General features: G+C 59.2%; 20 protein-coding genes. 8 read left to right on the forward strand and 12 right to left on the reverse strand.

Features of this window, described 5'->3' with window-relative positions:
• Positions 1-144 precede the first annotated feature (144 nt).
• Positions 145-1,923, forward strand: coding sequence for an acyl-CoA dehydrogenase C-terminal domain-containing protein (locus QYH43_RS18830; RefSeq protein ID WP_095060374.1), 1,779 nt, complete (start codon positions 145-147; stop codon positions 1,921-1,923).
• A gap of 228 nt (positions 1,924-2,151) precedes the next feature.
• Here QYH43_RS18830 and QYH43_RS18835 read toward each other — a convergent pair whose 3' ends face one another.
• A complete protein-coding gene (locus QYH43_RS18835) occupies positions 2,152-3,081 on the reverse strand; it encodes a LysR family transcriptional regulator (RefSeq protein ID WP_301157791.1) in 930 nt (309 codons plus the stop codon).
• Between the two features lie 169 nt (positions 3,082-3,250).
• On the opposite strand from QYH43_RS18835, the gene QYH43_RS18840 reads away from it, so the two are divergent.
• The 4 genes from QYH43_RS18840 to QYH43_RS18855 all read left to right on the forward strand — a co-directional run bounded on the left by QYH43_RS18840 (position 3,251) and on the right by QYH43_RS18855 (position 5,621).
• Entirely contained in the window at positions 3,251-4,456 is a 1,206-nt protein-coding gene (locus tag QYH43_RS18840) for an aminotransferase class III-fold pyridoxal phosphate-dependent enzyme (protein ID WP_301157792.1), read from the forward strand.
• A gap of 252 nt (positions 4,457-4,708) precedes the next feature.
• Entirely contained in the window at positions 4,709-5,065 is a 357-nt protein-coding gene (locus tag QYH43_RS18845) for a type II toxin-antitoxin system RelE/ParE family toxin (RefSeq protein ID WP_301157793.1), read from the forward strand.
• The gene (locus tag QYH43_RS18850; protein WP_085727761.1) at positions 5,058-5,378 is read left to right on the forward strand and encodes a DNA-binding transcriptional regulator; all 321 of its coding nucleotides are present in this window, start codon (positions 5,058-5,060) and stop codon (positions 5,376-5,378) included. The genes QYH43_RS18845 and QYH43_RS18850 overlap by 8 nt, the downstream gene beginning before the upstream one ends.
• A gap of 84 nt (positions 5,379-5,462) precedes the next feature.
• Positions 5,463-5,621, forward strand: a complete 159-nt coding sequence (locus tag QYH43_RS18855) for a YqaE/Pmp3 family membrane protein (protein ID WP_003228885.1) — start codon at positions 5,463-5,465, stop codon at positions 5,619-5,621.
• Between the two features lie 156 nt (positions 5,622-5,777).
• Here QYH43_RS18855 and QYH43_RS18860 read toward each other — a convergent pair whose 3' ends face one another.
• The 10 genes from QYH43_RS18860 to QYH43_RS18905 form a co-directional block, all read right to left on the reverse strand.
• Entirely contained in the window at positions 5,778-7,604 is a 1,827-nt protein-coding gene (locus QYH43_RS18860) for a S9 family peptidase (protein ID WP_301157794.1), read from the reverse strand.
• Complete coding sequence (gene pqqE, locus QYH43_RS18865; protein WP_301157795.1) at positions 7,570-8,742, reverse strand: pyrroloquinoline quinone biosynthesis protein PqqE; 1,173 nt, start codon at positions 8,740-8,742, stop codon at positions 7,570-7,572. The genes QYH43_RS18860 and pqqE overlap by 35 nt, the downstream gene beginning before the upstream one ends.
• Entirely contained in the window at positions 8,714-8,989 is a 276-nt protein-coding gene (pqqD, locus tag QYH43_RS18870) for a pyrroloquinoline quinone biosynthesis peptide chaperone PqqD (RefSeq protein WP_301157796.1), read from the reverse strand. Before pqqD ends, pqqE begins: the two co-directional genes overlap by 29 nt.
• The gene (gene pqqC / locus QYH43_RS18875; RefSeq protein WP_301157797.1) at positions 8,986-9,738 is read right to left on the reverse strand and encodes a pyrroloquinoline-quinone synthase PqqC; all 753 of its coding nucleotides are present in this window, start codon (positions 9,736-9,738) and stop codon (positions 8,986-8,988) included. Before pqqC ends, pqqD begins: the two co-directional genes overlap by 4 nt.
• Before the next feature lie 116 nt (positions 9,739-9,854).
• A complete protein-coding gene (gene pqqB, locus QYH43_RS18880; RefSeq protein WP_301157798.1) occupies positions 9,855-10,766 on the reverse strand; it encodes a pyrroloquinoline quinone biosynthesis protein PqqB in 912 nt (303 codons plus the stop codon).
• Positions 10,767-10,847: 81 nt separating this feature from the next.
• Positions 10,848-10,922: a pyrroloquinoline quinone precursor peptide PqqA gene (gene pqqA, locus QYH43_RS18885; protein ID WP_003444522.1), complete on the reverse strand. Its 75-nt coding sequence runs from the start codon at positions 10,920-10,922 to the stop codon at positions 10,848-10,850.
• 158 nt (positions 10,923-11,080) lie between these two features.
• Entirely contained in the window at positions 11,081-13,510 is a 2,430-nt protein-coding gene (gene pqqF, locus QYH43_RS18890; RefSeq protein WP_301157799.1) for a pyrroloquinoline quinone biosynthesis protein PqqF, read from the reverse strand.
• Between the two features lie 48 nt (positions 13,511-13,558).
• Positions 13,559-14,353 (reverse strand): carbon-nitrogen hydrolase family protein, encoded by a 795-nt coding sequence (locus tag QYH43_RS18895; protein WP_301157800.1) that lies wholly within the window; start codon positions 14,351-14,353, stop codon positions 13,559-13,561.
• Between the two features lie 12 nt (positions 14,354-14,365).
• Positions 14,366-16,048, reverse strand: coding sequence for an NAD(P)/FAD-dependent oxidoreductase (locus QYH43_RS18900; protein WP_095060358.1), 1,683 nt, complete (start codon positions 16,046-16,048; stop codon positions 14,366-14,368).
• A gap of 286 nt (positions 16,049-16,334) precedes the next feature.
• A complete protein-coding gene (locus QYH43_RS18905; RefSeq protein WP_301157801.1) occupies positions 16,335-16,796 on the reverse strand; it encodes an Lrp/AsnC family transcriptional regulator in 462 nt (153 codons plus the stop codon).
• Positions 16,797-16,981: 185 nt separating this feature from the next.
• Between QYH43_RS18905 and QYH43_RS18910 the strand changes: the two genes are divergently transcribed.
• Positions 16,982-19,333, forward strand: coding sequence for a glucose/quinate/shikimate family membrane-bound PQQ-dependent dehydrogenase (locus tag QYH43_RS18910; protein WP_301157802.1), 2,352 nt, complete (start codon positions 16,982-16,984; stop codon positions 19,331-19,333).
• A 158-nt stretch (positions 19,334-19,491) separates the two neighbouring features.
• A complete protein-coding gene (locus tag QYH43_RS18915) occupies positions 19,492-20,124 on the forward strand; it encodes a peptidase M41 (RefSeq protein WP_301157826.1) in 633 nt (210 codons plus the stop codon).
• 95 nt (positions 20,125-20,219) lie between these two features.
• On the opposite strand, the gene QYH43_RS18920 is transcribed toward QYH43_RS18915, so the two are convergent.
• Positions 20,220-20,522, reverse strand: coding sequence for a DUF3077 domain-containing protein (locus QYH43_RS18920; RefSeq protein WP_301157803.1), 303 nt, complete (start codon positions 20,520-20,522; stop codon positions 20,220-20,222).
• 486 nt (positions 20,523-21,008) lie between these two features.
• Here QYH43_RS18920 and QYH43_RS18925 point away from each other — a divergent pair, with 486 nt between their 5' ends.
• The gene (locus tag QYH43_RS18925) at positions 21,009-21,803 is read left to right on the forward strand and encodes a MarR family transcriptional regulator (RefSeq protein WP_301157827.1); all 795 of its coding nucleotides are present in this window, start codon (positions 21,009-21,011) and stop codon (positions 21,801-21,803) included.

Here is a 21,803-nt window from a genome sequence, read left to right on the forward strand (position 1 = left end):
GGAGGCTGCGATCTTTTGCGTGACTAAAAATAACAAAAACGTCACAGGCTGACCCTATGTGTCGCAAAAGTTGTTGGGGTACACTCCGACCCAACGAAAATCATCTTCCTACGAATCACCTGTATAGATCTTGCGAGGTTTGCCATGGCTGACTACAAAGCGCCCCTGCGCGATATGCGCTTCGTCCTCAATGAAGTTTTCGAGGTCGCCAAACTTTGGGCCGAACTGCCTGCGCTGGCCGAGACCATCGATGCAGAAACCGTCGAGGCGATCCTGGAAGAAGCGGGCAAGGTCACCAGCAAAAGCATTGCGCCGTTGAGCCGTGCGGCTGACGAAGAAGGTTGCCATTGGGCGGACGGTGCCGTCACCACGCCGGCAGGTTTCCCACAGGCTTATCAGACTTACGCTGAAGGCGGCTGGGTCGGTGTGGGGGGTGATCCGGCTTACGGCGGCATGGGCATGCCCAAAGCCGTTTCGGCCCAGGTCGAAGAAATGGTCAACTCCGCGAGCCTGTCGTTCGGTCTGTACCCGATGCTGACGGCCGGCGCTTGCCTGTCGATCAATGCTCACGCCAGCGAAGAACTGAAAGCCGCGTACCTGCCGAACATGTACGCCGGCGTCTGGGCTGGCTCGATGTGCCTGACCGAGCCGCATGCCGGTACCGATCTGGGGATCATCCGCACCAAGGCTGAGCCTCAGGCCGACGGTTCCTACAAGGTCAGCGGCACCAAGATCTTCATCACCGGTGGTGAACACGACCTGACCGAAAACATCATTCACCTGGTGCTGGCCAAACTGCCGGACGCACCGGCGGGTCCGAAAGGCATTTCGCTGTTTCTGGTGCCGAAGTTCATGGTCAATGCCGATGGCAGCCTGGGCGCACGCAACCCGGCCAACTGCGGTTCGATTGAACACAAGATGGGCATCCAGGCCTCCGCGACCTGCGTGATGAACTTCGATGAAGCCGTGGGTTACCTGGTCGGCGAGCCAAACAAAGGCCTGGCGGCGATGTTCACCATGATGAACTACGAGCGTCTGGGCGTCGGTATCCAGGGCCTTGCCACTGGCGAGCGCTCGTACCAGAACGCTGTTGAATACGCCCGTGATCGCCTGCAAAGCCGTTCGCCAACCGGCGCGCAGAACAAGGACAAAGTGGCTGACCCGATCATCGTCCACCCGGACGTGCGTCGTATGCTGCTGACCATGAAAGCCTCGAACGAAGGCGGTCGTGCGTTTTCCACTTACGTGGCCATGCAACTGGACACCGCCAAGTTCAGCGAAGACGCGACCACCCGCAAACGCGCCGAAGATCTGGTGGCTTTGCTGACCCCGGTGGCCAAAGCGTTCCTGACCGACCTCGGCCTGGAAACCACCGTGCACGGCCAACAGGTTTTCGGCGGTCATGGTTACATTCGTGAGTGGGGCCAGGAGCAACTGGTTCGTGATGTGCGCATCACCCAAATCTACGAAGGCACCAACGGTATTCAGGCGCTGGACCTGGTCGGGCGCAAAATCGTGGGTAGCGGCGGCGCGTTCTATAACCTGTTCGCTGACGAGATTCGCCATTTCACGGCCACTGCCAGCGCCGATCTGGTTGAGTTCACCAAGCCATTGAACGACGCGGTGACCACCCTCGACGAATTGACCGCCTGGTTGCTGGACCGTGCAAAAGCCAACCCGAACGAAATCGGCGCGGCGTCGGTCGAGTATCTGCAAGCGTTTGGCTACGTTGCTTACGCTTACATGTGGGCGCTGATGGCCAAAGCCGCGTTCGGCAAGGAAGCGCAGGATGATTTCTACGCGAGCAAACTGGGCACGGCGCGGTTTTACTTCGCCCGTCTGCTGCCGCGGATTCACTCGCTGAGCGCTTCGGTCAAGTCGGGGAGCGAGTCACTGTTCCTGCTGGACGCCAAACAGTTCTGACGATGTAACGTCATGTAAGCATTCGCTTACATGGCGTGCTGCTGTTCTCCCATAGAAGCAAATTGGATCCACAGCTAATCTACTTCTCATGGACGTAGCGCAGGAAGCGCAAAAGCAACAACACGGACACGTAGGATTCCGCCAGGACGGTGGAGCGAAATGGATGTCAGGGAAACAGTCTGCAAAGCCCCGCTTCGGCGGGGTTTTCTTTTGCCTGCAGAAATGTGCTCAGTCCAATCCGTCCATGACTTGCGGGCTGTTCAAGCGCTCGTGCGGGCCGTTTATCACTTCTTCCAGCAACGTGCGCAACAAGCTCAACGAAGCCTGTTGGCGTTGCACATCCCGACACACCAATCCGACTTTCAATGGCACGCGTGGCTCGCTCAGGGGTTTCCAGAGCAGTTCTTGATTGCCATGGGTCTTTTGCGAACGTCCTGGCAGCACCGTCGCCAATCGCGTGTGCGGCAGGCTGTCGAGTATCCCGACCATGTTGTTCAATTCGGCTTGTACCTGTGGGCGTCGTCCCAGGCTCGCCAATTGCGCCTGCCAGATCTGGCGTATCTGGAACTCTTCCCCGAGCAGCAACATGGGCAATTCGGCGGCCTGGCTCATGGAGACCTTCTTGAATTCGCGCAGCGGATGGTCGGCGGGGATGACAAGGGTCAGTTCATCTTCGTACAGCATCACGCCATGCAGGCCCGGCTGACGCGGCGGCAGGTAACTGATGCCGATGTCCAGCGAGCCATTGAGCAGGCGGCGTTCAATCTCCAGGCCGGTCAGCTCATAGATCTGAACTACAAGGTGTGGCTGCGCCTTGCGCACTCGTTCAAGCATCTGCGGCACAAGACTGGTGTGGACCGTCTGCAATACGCCAATCGCCAAGGTGCGCAGCGCTTGTCCCTTGAAGTTACCCAGCGCTTCACGCGCCCGTTGCAGGCCATCGAGCAAAGGCTGCGCGTGGTTGTACAGCGTGTGGGCGGCGAGGGTTGGCAACAGGCGTTTGCTGCTGCGCTCGAACAGGCTCACGTCGAGGTTCTGTTCGAGGTGACGGATCTGTTGGGACAGCGCCGGTTGTGAGATTGAAAGCCGCTCGGCGGCCCGGCCCACATGACCCTCTTCGTAGACCGCGACGAAATAACGCAGTTGTTTGAAATCCATAAGTAACACTTATCAAAAATGCTCGGAAATCGAAATGGCTCAACGCCTTGTCTGAGCCTAGTCTAACTGTATTCACAGGGCTTACAGGGCCAGAAAGCGAAATGGATACGGTGTGTTTCGATGGTATTTGCATAGGTAAGGCAAAAAACCTCCAGCGAGGTTTTCTCAGATGAATCTGTTCAAACTGCGTCGGCACATCCCCAGCCTTGATGATCTGGCGATGCACGCGCCCCTGCCATCCAAACGCGAACGGCCGCCGCAGGTTTTTGTCCGGGGCCAGGGTTCATGGTTATGGGACAGCGATGACCGCGCTTACCTGGATTTTTCCCAAGGGTGCGGCGCCAACACGCTCGGACATAGCCCATCGGTACTGGTCAATGCTATCGCCGCTCAAGCGCAATCGTTGATCAATCCCGGTTTCGATCTGCATAACCGCGGCATGCGCAATCTCACCGAACGACTGTGTGTCAGCACCGGCAGTGATCACGCCTGCTTGTTTAATTCAGGCAGCGAAGCCGGCGAGGCGGCGATCGAACTGGCGCGTAAATGGGGTCAAACACATCGCGGTGGTGCTTCGAGAATTATCGTGGCCAGCAATGATTGTCGTGGATTTGGTCTGGCGACGACTGCGGCGTCGGTCAGCCATGTCCCGTTCAATGACCTTCCTGCATTGCACGCGGCGGTGGATGAGCGAACCGTGGCAATTATGCTCGAACCGTTCCAGAGCGATGCTGGCGTCATTCCCGCCGCCGCGTATTACCTCAAAGGCGTCGAGCGGCTCTGTCGAGAGCTCGGCATTCTGTTGATCCTCGACGAAGTGCAATCCGGTGTCGGTCGCTGCGGCACTTTGCTTGCCGAACAGTCCTACGGCGTCAAGGCAGATATCGTCGTGCTCGGCGAAGGATTGGGCGGTGGCGTGCCATTGGCTGCGTTGCTGGCGCGGGAAAAAGTGTGCTGTTTCGAAACGGGCGAGATGACCGCCACTCATCATCATGGCAATGCATTGATGGCGTCAGTGGGCCTAACGGTGCTTGACGCCGTGCAAGACAAAGGCTTGCTCAAACACGTCGCAGAAACCGGTCAACACTTGCGCGAAGGATTAGGTCGTTTGTCCCACCGCTACGGCCATGGCGAACTGCGCGGTCAGGGGCTGCTCTGGGGGCTGACACTGTCTGACGACTCGGCTGATGCCGTAGTCAAGGCCGCACTGTATGAAGGCCTGCTACTCAATGCCCCGCAACCCGACTGCTTGCGCTTTACCCCCGCGCTAAATGTGAGCAACGCCAATATCGACGAAATGCTCCTGCGCCTGGCCCGCGCCTTCTCCCGCGTACGCACCGCGCAATTGCAGTGCCGCAAAGGGATTGCCGTCTGATCAGACCTGCCCTACACAAATTCCAGAACCGTCTCGCGGTATAACGCACGCCCCACGCCTGATTCTTTTGGCGTGGGGCGTTTTTTTGTGGCCGGGTTTTGCCAAAAGCATTTCGGCGCTTGTGCGAAGGGCAGATCACTGGTTTTTTAGAGGGAATCGGCAAGGAGTGCCGGTGCCAACGTAACCGTTTGGTTGCTGCGTTGGCTTTGATATCTATACCACTGAGTGGTATGTTTTGTGGAAGGGATGCCAATGTCACCCAGGTTGTTCAAGACAAAGCGTTTTGCAACGCAAGCCGCGAAGGCGTGGATTGGTGATGATGAGCTTCGGGAAGCGTTCACCGAAATGCTCAATGGTCAGGCTGACAATTTAGGCGGCGGAGTCTGGAAGAAGCGTTTGAATGCCAACCGCCATCGCTCGATTGTCCTGGCTAAGGGAAGTGGATACTGGATTTATCAGTTCCTGTATGCGAAGAAAGATCAGAGCAATATTAGTCAGGCCGAACTGATCGGATTTCGAAAAATGGCAAAAACCTACGAGGGTCTGACAGAAGTGCAAGTGGAGTACTTGCTCAATACCAAGGAGTTTGTGGAGATACCTAATGAGTAAGAAATTTAAGAGTGAAGCATTTGAATCAATCCACGAATCCGCCAGTGCCTTGTACGCCATCGGCGCAATCAGCAAGGCAACCATGCGTGAGTTCGATGAGTCTTGCCTTGCAACGGTACCGGATGCGATCCCGGCGCAGGAGATCAAGGCATTGCGCGAGCGCAACAATGTCAGTCAGCCGGTGTTTGCACGCTACTTGAACACCAGCGCTTCGACCGTCAAGCAATGGGAGGCTGGGGATAAGCACCCCAGTGGCATGGCGTTGAAGTTGCTGAGCATCGTGCAGAAACACGGTCTGGAGATACTGGCCTGAGCAATCGTGCTGAACCCTGACAAGCGGCACAGGTCGATTAGCTGTAGGGTGTGAACGAACCCACCCCCAATCAGGAGCTGCCCCATGGACTTCATTCGCATCATCATCGCCATTCTGTTACCGCCGCTGGGCGTGTTTCTGCAAGTAGGATTTGGCGGGGCGTTCTGGCTGAATATTCTGCTGACGCTGTGCGGCTACATTCCGGGGATCGTGCATGCGGTGTACATCATCGCCAAGCGTTGAGTCGAGTATCGGCAGGTAGATTGCCTTCGCGAGCAGGTCGTATCGCCGCACCGTCACTCCCACATTCGACCGAGTTCTCCCAAAGGAACGCGATTAATTGTGGGAGCGAGCCTGCTCGCGATTGAGGCGCCAGCGTTTCGGCAATGAGCGTGGGCTTCAGTCCACTGAATCCATCACCCGCCGATAAAACAACCACTCCTGCTCCAGCGCATGGGCCTGATTGCCGGCCTTGCGGAAGCCATGGCGTTCGTCGGCATAGTAGTGCGCTTCAACCAGAACGCCGTTGTCCTGCAGGGCCTCGACCATGTCGCGGGTCTGCTGTGGCACAACCACGGCATCCAGTTCCCCTTGAAAGAAAATCACCGGTACGCGGATGTTGCCCGCGTGCAGTAACGGCGTTCGTGCGGCATAGCGCTCGGCGTCCTGTTCTGGATCACCGATCAGCCAATCCAGGTAGTCGCCCTCGAATTTGTGGGTCGCCCGGCCCAGCGCGACCGGATCGCTGACCCCATAAAGGCTCGCCCCGGCCCGGAAAACGTTGTGGAAAGCCAAAGCACACAGCGTGGTGTACCCGCCTGCACTGCCACCCCGGATGAATGCCTTGTTACCGTCGATCAATTCGCGTTTGGCGAGATGGCTGACCACAGCACAAGCATCTTCGACATCGACCGCCCCCCAACTCAAATGCAGTGCCTGGCGGTAAGCCCGGCCATAGCCGCTGCTGCCGCGATAGTTGAGATCGGCCACGGCGAAGCCGCGTTGCGCCCAGTACTGAATGCGCGGGTCGAGCATCGGATAGCACGCCGACGTCGGGCCGCCGTGGATGAACACCACCAATGGCGGTTTCGCCTGGCCAGCCATCGCCGGATAGAAGAAACCGTGTGCCTCACCGGAACCGCTTGGATAACGCAGTGTTTGTGGCTGGCTGATCTGCTCGGCGGGCAGCGGCGCAACGCCGCCGGCCAGTACCTTTACTTGCCGGGACTGGCGATCGATTGCGATCACGGCGGTTGAACTGAGCGGCGAAGCGGCAATGCAGTAGATGAATTGTTCATCCAGCGCGAGATGGCGGAAGCGGCTGTAGTCCCCGGTGAAGTCTTCGCACGTGGCACCGCGAAGACCCAGTCGGCCGAAACCCTCTTCGGTCCAACTCGCCAGATAGCTGTCTTCGCCCAGCAGCAACCAAGTACATCCACCGAGTTGCCAAGGCGCGGGGCCATGGTCGGCGGCGGCACTTGGCAGAGGGCTCAGGCCATTTTCAGAGGCCACCCACGGTTGCCAGTAACCGCCACGATCGGTCAGGCAAAACAAACGGCCGGAGTGATCAAATCTCGGTTGCTGCAGGGACTCCTGAAGGGTGTCTCCGGCCACGCATCGGGCCGGGCCAAAGCCACCGTCGTTCTGGCGTTCGGAAATCATCAAACGGGTCGCGGTCCAGGGTTGATCGGGGCGACTCCATTCGATCCAGGCCAGACGACGCGCGTCTGGACTGAGGGTCGGGGCGGCGTAGAAGTCAGCGCCTTCGGCCAACAAATGCCGCGTGCCGTCGACCAGATCAATGGCCACCAAACGGTGCTCATTACGGTTTTCCTCAACCGCCAGCACCTGGCCGTCGGCGAACTGCAGATCACCGTAGCGACATACGCCAGACGTAAGCACTTCGGGCGTTTCGCCCTGTATCGACTGACGATACAACTGCTGGTCAGCCTCGTTGACGCAAACGATCCCATCGTCCGTCAGACAAAACGCACCACCGCCATATTCGTACACCCGGCTACGCACGCTGAACCCTGGCGGCGTCAGACATTTCGCCACGCCGTTACGCCAATGCCAGATCCGGCACGCAGCGTCTGCGGGGCGATACTCGTTCCAGAACAGGCCCTGTGGGCCGACCTGCAGTTCGGCAAAATCGATGCCGGCGGCGACAGCTTTGGCAGCGCTGATAGGCTCAGCTTTTGGCGATGAGGCGTGAGTTTCGTTCATTGCGAAAGGCCAGTTGTTCGATGGTCTGGGCGGCGTGCTCGGCTTCTTCGCGGGCCTTGAGGATCACGCCGTGATGTTCGGATTTGCTGCATACCGGGTCGGCGTTGCTCGCATCACCAGTGAGCATGAAGGCCTGACAACGGCAGCCGCCGAAGTCTTTTTCTTTCTCGTCGCAGGAGCGGCAAGGCTCGGGCATCCAGTCGTAACCACGGAAGCGGTTGAAGCCGAACGAGTCATACCAGATGTGCTGCATGCTGTGGTCGCGCACGTTGGGAAACTGCACCGGCATCTGTCGGGCACCGTGACAGGGCAGTGCGGTTCCGTCCGGTGTGACGGTCAGGAAAATACTGCCCCAGCCGTTCATGCAGGCTTTCGGGCGTTCTTCATAGTAGTCCGGCGTGACGAAAATCAACTTGCACGGATGCCCTTCGGCTTCGAGCTTGGCGCGGTATTCGTTGGTGATGCGCTCGGCCCGCACCAGTTGTTCTTTGGTCGGCAATAGCCCGACGCGATTGAGCTGCGCCCAACCGTAAAACTGGCAAGTGGCGAGTTCGACGAAGTCCGCTTCAAGGGCGATGCACAGCTCGATGATGCGGTCGATCTTGTCGATGTTGTGCCGATGGGTGACGAAGTTCAGCACCATCGGGTAGCCGTGGGCTTTTACCGCCCGGGCCATTTCCAGTTTCTGCGCGAAGGCTTTTTTTGAGCCGGCCAGGAGGTTGTTCACCTGCTCGTCGCTGGCCTGGAAACTGATCTGGATGTGATCGAGCCCGGCTTTTTTGAAGTCGCTGATTTTCTGTTCGGTCAGGCCGATGCCGGAGGTGATCAGGTTGGTGTAGAAACCCAGCTTTCGGGCTTCAGCGATTAGCTCGGCGAGGTCTTGGCGCACCAGCGGCTCGCCACCGGAAAAACCCAGTTGCGCGGCGCCCATCTCCCGCGCTTCGCGGAATACCTTGATCCACTGTTCGGTGCTGAGCTCCTTGCCTTGCTCGGCGAAATCCAGCGGATTGGAGCAGTACGGGCATTGCAGCGGGCAGCGATAGGTCAGCTCGGCGAGCAACCACAGCGGCAGGCCGATTTCCGGTTTGGGCGGTACTTGCACCGATGAATCAGGCAAGTTCGATCCAGTGCTGCGCACGGGCAACCTCCATGAACTGCTCGATGTCCTCACCGAGTTCGGGCACGCCGGGGAACTGCTGGTCGAGTTCGGCGATGATCGCTGCGACGTCGCGTTCGCCATCGATCAAACCGCCAATCAATGCGGCGCTGTCATTGAGTTTAATCATGCCTTCCGGGTACAGCAGCACATGGCCTTTTTGCGCCGGTTCGTACTGGAAGCGGTAGCCGGGGCGCCAGGTCGGGGTCTTGCTGCGATCGAAACTCATAAGGTGATTCCTTTGTGCCAGACCCGTTCCTCGGTCACGCTGTGATACGGCGGGCGTTTCAGTTCGTAGGCCATGCTCATCGCGTCGAGCATGCTCCAAAGAATGTCCAGTTTGAACTGGAGAATTTCCAGCATGCGCTCCTGGCCTTCGCGGGTTTTGTAGTGCTCAAGCGTGATCGCCAGACCGTGCTCGACATCGCGCCGCGCCTGGCCCAGGCGGGTGCGGAAATACTCGTAGCCGGCCGGGTCTATCCACGGGTAATGCTGCGGCCAGCTGTCCAGGCGCGACTGATGAATCTGCGGTGCGAACAGTTCCGTCAGCGAGCTGCTGGCGGCTTCCTGCCAACGGGCCCGACGGGCGAAATTGACGTAAGCGTCGACGGCGAAGCGTACGCCGGGCAGTACCAGTTCCTGGGAGCGCAATTGGTCCGGGTCGAGACCAACGGCTTGACCCAATCGCAACCACGCTTCGATGCCGCCGTCTTCACCGGGGGCTCCGTCATGGTCGAGCAGGCGCTGAATCCACTCGCGACGAATCTCGCGGTCCGGGCAGTTGGCCAGGATTGCCGCGTCCTTCAGGGGGATGTTCACCTGATAGTAAAAACGGTTGGCGACCCAGCCCTGGATCTGCTCACGGCTCGCCCGGCCTTCGTACATCGCCACGTGATACGGGTGATGGATGTGGTAGTAGGCGCCCTTGGCGCGCAGGGCCGCTTCGAATTCGGCGGGGGACATTGGGGTGTCAGTCATTGCGGTTCTCCGGGTAGGACCGGTGGATTCTTCATCGTCTGAGCTGGCCTCATCGCCGGCAAGCCAGTTGCTACATTCCCCTGTAGGAGCTGGCTTGCCAGCGATAGGGCCATCCGCTACAGCACAATACTCATGCCGTCATAAGCCACTTCGACCTGACGCCGATCCAGCTCCGCACGCTCCGGTGAATCCTCATCAAGAATGGGGTTGGTGTTGTTGATGTGGATAAGCACCTTGCGCGACTCGGGCAGTTGCTCAAAGACTTCGAGCATACCGCCGGGGCCGTTCTGCGCCAGGTGGCCCATCTCGCGACCGGTGCGGGTACCGACGCCGCGACGCTGCATTTCATCGTCGTCCCACAACGTTCCATCCACCAGCAGGCAATCGCTGTCGGCCATGATGTCCAGCAGCGCCGCATCCACCTTGCCCAGTCCCGGCGCATAGAACAGTTTGCCTCCGGTGCCGAGGTCTTCGACGATCAGGCCGATGTTGTCGCCAGGATGCGGGTCGAAGCGATGGGGCGAGTAGGGCGGTGCGGCGCTACGCAGAGGCAATGGGGTGAAACGCAGGTTCGGGCAGGCCGGCACGCTGAAGCTCTGGTCGAGCTCAATGCGGTTCCAGTTCAACCCGCCATTCCAGTGAGTCAGCATGGTGAACAGCGGGAAACCGGTGCTCAAGTCTTCGTGGACCATGTCGGTGCACCACACCTGATGCGGGCAACCCTCGCGCAGCATGAGCAGGCCGGTGGTGTGGTCGATCTGGCTGTCCATCAGGATGATTGCGCTGATTCCGGTATCGCGCAGGGCGCGGCCCGGTTGCATCGGGGCGAAGTCCTGGAGTTGTGCGCGGATGTCCGGGGACGTGTTGCACAGCACCCAGTTCACGCCGTCATCGGAGATCGCGATGGACGATTGCGTCCGCGCCTTGGCCCGCAGGCTGCCGTCGCGAAAACCTGCGCAGTTCACGCAGTTGCAGTTCCACTGTGGAAAACCGCCGCCGGCAGCGGAACCTAGAATCTGGACAAACATGGGCGCTCCATCATTTCAACGCTGAAAATAAAACGCCTCGGATAACCGAGGCGTTGTGCTGCTCATCTGCCAAGGCAGAGATTAGCGGCTTGCGAAGTACATGGTGACTTCAAAGCCGATACGCAGATCGGTGTAAGCCGGTTTGGTCCAGGCCATAAATCGAGCTCCTTCAAGTAGGGTGGGACAGCGCTATCTATAGGTATAGTCCACCTCAAGTGAGAGATGTTCCAAATAGTTAGGCTGCTATGTTACTCAAAATTTCAAAGGGATTGCCCGTGAATCTTTGAGAAAGCTCCTTACCGCCCCGGTAATGATCATTTTGTCGCTTGCCAAGGTGCGCCTGGTTTCGCGCTGTTGGCAAGGCATAGCCAGCCACCTTCGGCCTGATTCAATCGCTGTGCTGCTGCGAGCAATTCAGCGCGATCGATCTGCAGGATTGCTTCGGGCAGTTGTGTCAGGTAATCCGACGAGCGGCCGGCCAGTTTGCCCTGCCAAATCAGTTCGGCGGCCTGAGCGGTGGGCAACACGTTGCTCGAAAACTGTTCGGCGAGCACCTGGCGCTGAGCGATCAAAACAGGGTCGTCGATGGCAGTGATCCGTTCCGGTAACCCGCCCAGAAAATGCTCGATGTGTTGCAGCAGCTCCGTTGGCGCAACGCTTGGCGATTGCACGCCGAACAGCAGCCCGGTTTGCCCATGAATCTGGCGCAGGGCGCTGAACACCGCATAACCCAGTTGCAACTCCACCCGCAGCCGTTGGTAAAACGGTGTCTGGCAGAGGTGAGCGAGTAAACGCCAGGCAGCTTCGTCGGACATTTCGTCAGTCGCTGTCGGGCAGAACAGCAGCAGTGCGTGTTCGCTGGAGCCGGTGTCGACCGTGCTCCACACCCGCCGCGAACGGATCGAAGTCGGCAACGCCGGTTGATGATCAGACGTGCCGGGTACTCGACTCAAAGCCAGCCCCATGCCCGCTTGAGTCTGAGCGGATAACCCCACGGCCAGACCATCCCAGCGAGCACTCGACCAGAGCTGCTGGACGTCATCCGAGTGCGCAGTGGGTTCTAGACAGTGGTCGGGCAACGCCTTGAGCAGTTGTCGAATCGGCATCTGTGCGGCGCTCGCCGGTTCTTCCTGTGAGAACCCCGCAACAGGCGTTGTCAGCTCTTTCAGCGCATGCTCCAGGACGATGGGCATCGGCTCCTGTAGGCCGGTCATTTTCAGCAGCCATTCATTTCCCGAAGCGCTGAAGGAAAAATCCACACCGGCCTGACGTGCGTCTTCGCGCAACGGTTGCAGGTCATTTTCCAATCGTGATTGAAGGGTGCTGCCGGGTGTCGAGTCCAGACGCCAGCGCAGATAAATCGCACCTTCCGCACCGTTGTCCGGTAGTGCCTGACTGAACTGCATCGGTGAGCGTTCGCGACGACTGCGCGAGCGATCCTGGGCAAAGGTGCGCAGGCCACGGTGGGCACTGGTCTGACCGCGAATCAGTCCGGCGTTCGATGCCGGTGCTTCGGCGCGCAAAAAAGGATTGGGTGCCGGCAATTGCCACGGGCCGCTGAAGTTATCCACAGCGCCAATTTGCTCAAGGACTGATTTGAGGGCTGTCACGCCGTGCTCGGTTAACCCGAATTCGCGTTGCTCGCTGTCCAGTCGGGCCAATTGCAGCGCACTGCTGACCTGTTGCTGACGCTCAAGCAACGCCGCGTATTCTTCGCGTAACCCGCTCCAGTCTTGCCCGGCGAAGAAGCTCAGCCAATCCATGAGTCGTTCAGGAATTCCGGTTACCGCTGCATTGGCGGGCAAGTTGAATTCGATATGCAGCAAGGCTTGCCCGGCGAACTGGTACAGCGGGGTGGCCTTGAGTTTTAGAGCTAGCCCGCGTTCGTGTAAATCCGCCAGCAAACTGCCCGGTTTCTCGATATTGAGCCAATGGCACAGAAACGCCAGCGCTTCGGCAGACGACTCGGGCAGCGCTTCGAACGGGAACAGTAAATCCAAGCGCTGCTCGCCGGCCTGTTGATAACTTCTGTCCGACGTTTCCATCAGCGGTGCCGGGGCTTGTTGTGCTGCAACTTCGCCCTTGGCAATGACGCTGCCAAACGCGTCGGCCATCTCTCTCAATTCATCGAGACTCTGCGGTCCCGCCAGGCTCAAGGTCATCTGCCCGGTCTGATAGTAGCGCTGGTAAAAATCCTGCAAGGCTTGCTGAAACTCGGGTTGCGCAACAGGCAGGCTGTCGCGATTGCCAGCGTGAAAGCCTCGCAGTGGATGAGCCTGTGAAAGTCCGTTGAAGAGAGCAAGCTGCTGCTGAGCTGTCGGATCTTGCGACCACGCGACATATTCCGCGTGCAGCACTTCGCGTTCCCGCAGTTGATCGTCCGGATTCATACGCGGATGGGCGAGCATGTCTGACAGACGCTTCAGCCCTCCGGCGAATGCCTGAGGCGGCAATTCGAAAAAGTAGTCGGTGGTTCGTTCGCTGGTCCGCGCATTCACTTGACCACCGTGACTCTGCACGTAGGCCATCAACCCTTGTCCCGCAGGAAAACGCTCGGTCCCCAAAAACAGCAGATGCTCGAGAAAGTGCGCCAGACCGGGCCATGCCAGCGGTACGTCATGGCTACCCGCGGCAACGCGCAACGCTGCCGCGCAGCGCTTCAAGTTCGGTGCATGACGCAGCGTCACCCGCAAGCCATTGGCCAGGGTTTCAGTGTGGGGGCGAGGGGGATTCAGCGCGGGCATGGGCACTTCCAGAACAGTGAAGTGCCAATGCTAGCGGATTACGGTGGGCTAGCGCTTGTTCAGGTCGCCGTAAAGCTCGGGACGACGATCAATCAGGTAGCGATTGGCGGCACGGGAATCGATCATCAGCTGTCGATCCAGCTCTGCGACGATCAGTGCCTCATCCAATCCGGCCTGGGCAATGCGGCTGCCATCCGGCGCAGCGATGCTGCTCTGGCCGCAGTAGTGGATGTCGCCTTCATGGCCGCAGTAGTTGGCGTAAGCCACATAGCATTGGTTTTCGAAGGCGCGGGAACGCACGGTGACATCGGCGACGAAATCGAACGGAATCATGTTCGCGGTCGGCACCAGAATCAGCTCTGCACCGGCCAGGGCCAGACGTCGGGCGTTCTCCGGAAATTCCAGGTCGTAGCAGATCAGGAAGCCGAGCTTCCAGCCATTGAGTTCAACGATGGGAAAATCGTCGGAACCGGCGCTGAACATCGAGTGATCCAGATCGCCGAACAGATGGGTCTTGCGGTAGTTGCAGACGCGCTCGCCATTAGCGTCGATCAGCTGCACGGCGTTGTAGATCTGCCCGTCCTCGGTGCGCTCGGGGTAGCCATACAAAATGGCAATCCCGGCAGCCTTTGCAATACGCGCAATCTGCTGCGCCGATTCACCGTTGTGCACCTGCGCGAGTACGCTGACGGCATCGACGCCGATGTTGTAGCCGGTCAGGAACATTTCCGGCAGCACCAACAGATCGGCGCCTTTTGCCTCCAGCACAAGCTGCTGCAAGCGGTGCAGGTTGCCGGCGACATCCAGCGGCAGCGGTGGACATTGGTAAAGGGCTACGCGCATTTCGGATTCCTCTTACTCGGGGAGGGCGATCGGTCCGATCTCGTTGAACACATCTCCTGGACCCGGATTCTCGGCATGAGTTGCACCGCCGAAGTGTTTCATGATGCCCCACACCGCGTTGAGCGACGTCTGCACCGCGCCCTCAACCCAGGCCGGTGTCCACGAAACGTCGTCGCCGGCGATGAAAATCCCGCGCTGCTCGGCGGGCATGTCGTCCTGCATGAAGTGCGCGTACATGCGCTGGTTGTAGCGGTAGTGGCCGGGCAGGGCGCCTTTGAATGCGCCGAGGAAGTGCGGATCGGCTTCCCACGAAACGGTGATCGGATCGCCGATGATCCGCGCGGCGATGTCGACTTTCGGGTAGATCTTCTTCAACGCATCCAGCGCCAGCTTCACGCGTTTTTCCACCGGCTGCGGCAGCATTTTCAGCGCGTCGCTCATCCACGAGTACGACAGGCAAATCACGCCGGGTTTGTCGTCGCCGTTGTCGAACAGATAGGTGCCACGGGTCAGGCGATCGGTGAGGGTCATGCTCATCAGGTCGCGGCCGGTTTCTGGATCTTTATCCTTCCAGAACGGGCGGTCGACCATCACGAAAGTCTTCGACGACTGCATGTAGCGAGTGCGGTCCAAAGCCATCCACATCTTTTGCGAAAACAGGGTTTCGTCGCATTCGATCTGAGTGGTCAGCAACCAGCTCTGGCAGGTGGTCAGCACGGCGGCGTATTCGCGGGTGTCGCCCCAGTTGTCGGTGACGGCGAAACGGCCGCCCGGCGCGTGGGAAATCTTCTTCACACCAGTGCGCGGTGCGCCGTTGTGCAGCGAGCTGAGGCTGGTGCCCGCTGGCCAATGCGCGCAACGCTCCGGCACATGGCGCCAGATGCCCTGCGGTACCTGTTCCACGCCGCCGACCACCAGGTGCTGGTGATCGTCGCAGTTGGTCATCACCACGCGGAAGATTTCCAGCATCGAGTTCGGGAAGTCCGAGTCCCAGCCGCCGGTACCGAAACCGACTTGGCCGAACACTTCGCGGTGATGGAACGAGAGCTTGGCGAACGCTTTGGAGGTGGCGACGAAATCGTAGAAGGTGCGGTCGTCCCACAGCGGCACCAGGGTGTTCCACAGCTCTTTCAGGCGTGGCACATCACGATCACGGATGGCTTGCTGGATATCGGCGAACTGCGAGCCTGCTTCCAGGGCATCAGCCCAGGCGTCAGCCACTTCCTGGAACAGCGCAGGAAGATCCGACAGCTTCTGTGCGTAATGGGTCTGGCCTTCGAGGTCGATCACCGTGCTGCCCGACGCGGGCGTCAGCGGGTTAGGGAAAGGCTTGGTTTCCAGACCCAGTTTGTCGACGTAGTGATAGAACGCGGTGGACGACACCGGGAAGCGCATGCCGCCGAGTTCGGCCACGATGCCTTCGGCGCCATTGAACGCCTGAGAGCGTAGACGGCCGCCCATTTTCGAGGCTTCGTAGACGACGGGTTTCAGGCCCAGCTTCATCAGCTCATACGCCGCCACCAGACCGGCGATCCCGCCACCGACAATCGCCACTTCGGCACCGTGATTGTGCTCGGGAATGCTGCCCAAACCGGCCGGGTGTTCGATCCAGTCGTCGAAGGCGAAAGGAAAGTCGGGGCCGAAAATGGTGATTGGTTTCTTACCGTCTGCAGGATGGCGATTGTTCTTGTTCATGGCTGACCTTGCTGGCGACCCGACGCGGAATGCGCATCTGAGTATAGGAAAAGATGCCAGCCATTCTAGAGAGCACAGAACACGTTAATAAGACGCAAAGTGTCGTCGTTTTGCCATTTATCAGGTCATTCTGACAATGTTACTGCGCACACTGACCACTGTAGGAGCTGGCTTGCCAGCGAAGAGGCCGTGGAATTTTGTATTGAAGATCCGGACGCCTTCGCCGGCAAGCCAGCTCCTACAGGTCTTTGCTAGCCTGTCAGGCACCTAAAACCACCGGAAAAACTTAAACCGGCTGCCCCCGATCAATCTTGCTACTCAAGATGATCGACGTCGTGGTCTTCTCCACCCCATCCACACTGCCAATCTGATCCAGCAACTGATCCAGCTGCTCCGGCGAATCGGTGCGCAACCACGCCACATAATCAAATTCGCCACTCACGGCACACAACTGCTGCACCTGCGCCATCGCACTCAACCGCCGCAACACCTCCTTGCCCGAACGCGGTTGCACTGTAATCCCCACATACGCCTGCAGCCCGCCATCCACCACGCGCTGCCCAAGGCGCACGCCATATCCGGTGATCACTCTGGATTTTTCCAAGCGCGCCAGGCGCGAAGTCACCGTGGTGCGGGCAATGCCCAATTGCCGGGCGAGCATGGCCACGCTCTCGCGGGCGTTGATCTGCAGGGCGGCAATCAACTGGCGGTCGATTTCATCGAGCACGGGTGTGCGAGTGTCAGGCAAAGGGTTATCTCCTGCGGCATGGATCAGTGCGCAAGCATGTTACAGGCAGTTTCTGTACGACGCTCGCGACGGATCCTTGATCTGGCCTCAGTACCGTTCATGACATTTCCAGCTGCGACAAATTGCCATAAGTAACTAGCTAGTACATTATTCCGCCCTTGTCACAAATGGGGAAAATGTCCGACATGAAAAATTCTGGGGCTGCCGCCGGCAGCAAATGGTTGCTGGCGGGGCTGGGTGTGTTGATTGCACTGATCGGGCTCGGTCTGGTCGGTGGCGGTGGCTACCTGATCGCGCTGGGTGGTAGCTGGTATTTCCTGCTGATGGGCCTGGCGATGCTGACGTCCGGGCTGATGATTGCCCGGCGTAGGCCGCTCGGTGCCTGGCTGTACGGTGTCGCGTTGGTTCTCACCGCGATCTGGGCTGTTTGGGACACCGGTTTTGAATACTGGCCGCTGGTCTCGCGTGTGCTGACGTTTGCCGTCATCGGTCTGGTGGTGGCGTTGATCTATCCGACCCTGGTCCGCGCTTCGGGCGCGAGCGGCGGGCGTGGCGCTTACGGCTTGGCGGGCATTCTGGGTGTTGGCGTCGTTGCGACCATGGCCTACATGTTCGTGCCGACCCACGTGGTCAAAAACGCGACTGTGCCTGCGGTAACGCCGGTCGCTCCGGGCACCGAACAGAAAGACTGGGCCCATTGGGGCAACACCACCGCCGGCAACCGCTTCGCCGCGCTGGACCAGATCAACAAGGGCAACATCGACAAGTTGCAGGTCGCGTGGACCTTCCGCACCGGCGACATTCCGCAGAGCACCGGCGCTGGCGCCGAAGACCAGAACACCCCGCTGCAAATCGGTGACACGGTCTACACCTGCACCGCCTACGGCAAAGTCTTCGCCCTCGATGCCGACACCGGCACCCAACGCTGGAAGTTCGATCCGCAAGGCACCGCGCCCAACTGGCAGCGCTGCCGTGGCCTGGGTTACTCCGAAACCCCTGCGTCTTCGGACAATCAGCCAACCGCCTGTAAGAAACGTCTGTTTCTGCCGACCGGCGATGCGCGCCTGATCGCCATCAACGCTGAAACCGGCAAGCCCTGCGAAGAATTCGGTAATAAAGGCACCGTCGATCTGACCATCGACATGGGCGAAGTGAAGCCCGGTTACTACCAGCAAACCTCGACCCCGTTGGTTGCGGGTGACGTAGTGATCGTCGGTGGCCGCGTGGCCGATAACTATTCCACTGGTGAGCCGCCGGGCGTGGTTCGTGCCTACGACGTGCGCAGCGGTGAACTGGTCTGGGCGTGGGATCCGGGCAACCCGAACACCACCAAACGCCCGCCCGCCGGTGAGACGTATACCCGTGGTACGCCGAACGTGTGGTCGGCCATGTCCTACGACGCCAATCTCGGTCTGGTCTACCTGCCAACCGGTAACGCGACGCCGGACTTCTTCGGCGGTCAGCGCACCGAGATGGACAACAAGTGGAACTCGTCTGTCGTCGCCATCGACGTGAAAACCGGCCAAGTGCGCTGGCATTTCCAGACCACCCACAACGATCTGTGGGACTTCGACCTGCCGGCCCAACCGCTGCTGTACGACGTGCCCGACGACAAGGGCGGCACCCAGCCTGCGCTGGCGCAAGTCACCAAGCAAGGCGAGATCTTCCTGCTCAACCGAGAGACCGGCGTGCCGATTGCTCGCGTCGAAGAGCGCCCGGTGCCGCAGGGCCATGTGCCCGGCGAACACTACTCGCCGACCCAGCCGTTCTCTGTCGAAATGCCGTCCATCGGCAACAAAACCCTGACCGAGTCCGACATGTGGGGCGCCACACCGTTCGACCAATTGATGTGCCGCATCCAGTTCAAAGGCATGCGCCACGAAGGCGTCTACACCCCGCCGGGCATGGACCGCGCACTGCAATTCCCGGGCTCGCTGGGCGGCATGAACTGGGGCAGCGTCTCGGTTGATCCGAACACTAACTACATGTTCGTCAACGACATGCGCCTGGGCCTGGCCAACTACATGATCCCGCGTGACAAGATCGGCGCCGGGGCCAGCGGTATCGAAATGGGCGTGGTGCCGCAGGAAGGCACGCCGTTCGGCGCCATGCGCGAGCGCTTCCTCTCGGCAGTTGGCATTCCGTGCCAGAAACCACCGTTCGGCACCATGTCGGCCATCGACCTCAAGACCCACAAACTGATGTGGCAAGTGCCGGTCGGCACCGTGCAAGACACTGGCCCGATGGGCATCCGCATGCACCTGCCAATTCCGATCGGCATGCCGACCCTCGGCGCATCGCTCGCCACCCAGTCGGGCCTGCTGTTCTTCGCCGGCACCCAGGACTTCTACCTGCGCGCCTTCGACACCGGCAACGGCAACGAAATCTGGAAATCGCGCTTGCCGGTAGGCAGCCAGTCCGGGCCGATGACTTACGTTTCACCGAAAACCGGCAAGCAGTACATTCTGCTGACGGTGGGTGGGGCGCGTCAGTCGACGGATCGCGGGGATTATGTGATTGCTTACGCTTTACCGTAGGAGCGAGCCTGCTCGCGATGGACGTTAACGATAACGCGTACTTGCAGAATAAACGCGTCGTTCTTGAGTTCATCGCGAGCAAGCTCGCTCCTACAGTGCGCGGGGCGCTAGAGTTACTCGTAGTCGAATGCTGGAACGAAGGTTCAGATGCGATGGACATGACGAGGAAGCTGCCTCCCGCAGTACGCGAGCGTGCATTGCAAATCGCCCATCACGAAATGGGCCACTACGTCGTGGCCCGCGCCCTGGGCTTTGCCACGGGGGGTGTGACCTTGACGGTGACCAAGGATCTGCGCCACTACGGAGGGGCGACCATTACCCTGGTGCGCCCCATTTCGTCGATGGAAGCCATGAAGGAACATCTGGAAGCCCGAATGATGGTGCTCCTGGCTGGCGCTATGGCGCAAACCCTGCCCTCAAAACCCTCAGCCGCCAAACGCGTCGACAAGCGCAAAGCCACCGCCATCCTCAAAGGCGAGCAGGGCGCGGAGCAGGATTACGCAAAGGTCAGGGAGCTTCAGCATCTGCTGCGAAATATCGTCTACCCGGAGACTGATCCCGCGACGGGTGAGCGGATAGCGGCCGAGCTTAAAGCGATGACTGACCAGCTGTGGCTTCGGACTCAAAAAATCATAGAAGATCAGGCCGAGACGATTGCCGAATTGGCGGCGACATTGGTCGACGGCATGACGCTCGTTGAGCAATGGGGACGGCCCGCGGATACGTATGAGGGCATGCTGACTGGGCCGATGCTGGAGCGGCGGCTGACCGTGCAGGCCATGCCTTCATGATGTGATTGAACTGAAGAACCGAAGCATCTGGCGCTAATCAGTCCCAAAAAGGGAACGCTCGGTCCCTGTTTGGGAATTTTCAGGCTCTGTTTGTTTTACTGACCTGCCTGCGCTCTCGTTTGAGCCGGTTTGCGCGTCAGCACCTTCACCACATCATCAATCACCGCTTTGCTCATCGTCGTCAGGTAATGCGCGGCCCAGGCGTGACGGTCGGAGTCTTGGGCGTAGGCGGCGTCCACGGTGAGGGACTTGGCGAGGAACAGCAGGTCGGAGGCTTGGGCCAGAGCGTCGGCGATGGGGACGTCGCGGCAGACGTGGAATAGTGGTTGGTCCGAGAGATACAGAAAGGGGGTGAAGCCGACGGTTTTTAGATCTGAGGGCGCATTGGTTTTGGACATGTTCAATCTCCTAAGCTTGAGGAGCTGCCACGTTCGTTTCCAAGCGAATGGGTGGCAGCTGTGCGCAGGTTGGAAAACCGGGAGCCTAGGAAACCGGCACGTCCGAAGACGTCCCACGCACAGCCACCATGACACAGGATGCAGTCGTAAAACGTCTGCGGTCATGTTGGGCACGTTGTTGCGATTCGCTCGACGGGTTTCCAAGCCCGATCGCTGAGTGGTCAGCGACGTCCGGAGACTATCCCGTCAAAGAAAAGCGCAACAAGGCGGCAAAGTGCCCAAACAGCAGATTCGGAGTTTGCCTACAAGGTCCTAAGGCGTCATCCGATAAAGCGAAACCTTAAGTAAACAATCAGGCATAAAAGCCGCATATGAACGCGGCGTTCAGGTTTAACGTATAAGCCCAGGTCGATCCACAGCCAGTCGCGCGTAAAAGTGCTTGACTAAAAAACTTTTCACGTGCGACAAGTGTCCACGTTTTATGGAATGTGGACAGCGAGGCTTTTTGAGTTCATGAAGGGTCAAGATATTTTGCTTCTTTTTAAAATGGCGAGTCTCCATGCGCAGGAGGAGAGGCTATTTGGAAGAATGGAATCGGAGACAATTGCGAATTTAGCTGAAGCGCTATTGGAGCCCAGTGTGAGCCCGTCAATGGGAGCTGGAGATCCGGTGGGGCGCGCATTGGCTGCTCACAATCCTGATCCTGAGGACACAGTTTATCGCGTGCAGGAGTTTGATACTCCCATGGGAGATGCTGACAAATGGGAGGGGTGGTCGGACGCGGCGCCGTCCTCCCCAGTGTCGAGCTGGAATGAACGTTACTCCTTGCGTGCACTCTCGGCATCTCTTGGCCTGAGTAAAAGTGAGGTTTCGAACTCAATGGCACGGTGTCGTGAGGCGGGGTTGCTCACCAACGACTACGACACCTCCCTCCCGAAGGTGAACCGCCGAGAACTCGTAAAAATCACAGAACATGCGCTCAAGTACTTTTACCCGGTAAAGCTAGGTGCAATGGTTCGCGGCATCCCCACTGGCTTTGCAGCGCCAGCACTGTCCAAGAGCCTCAAAAGTGCGGGCGGGCTCATTCCCGTTTGGCCTAATGCATTCGGGAGTGAGCGCGGTCAGGCGATAGAGCCGCTCTACAAAACTGTTCCAGACGCGGTGAAGAAGGATCGAACCCTTTACCATTATTTGGCACTCGTTGATGCGATCCGCGTTGGCGGACCGAGAGAGTGCGCAGTAGCGGTCAACATACTCAAGGCAGGGATGGGGCTGAAATAG

This window comes from Pseudomonas sp. C32 (assembly GCF_030417915.1).
In the GTDB taxonomy this organism is placed as follows: domain Bacteria; phylum Pseudomonadota; class Gammaproteobacteria; order Pseudomonadales; family Pseudomonadaceae; genus Aquipseudomonas.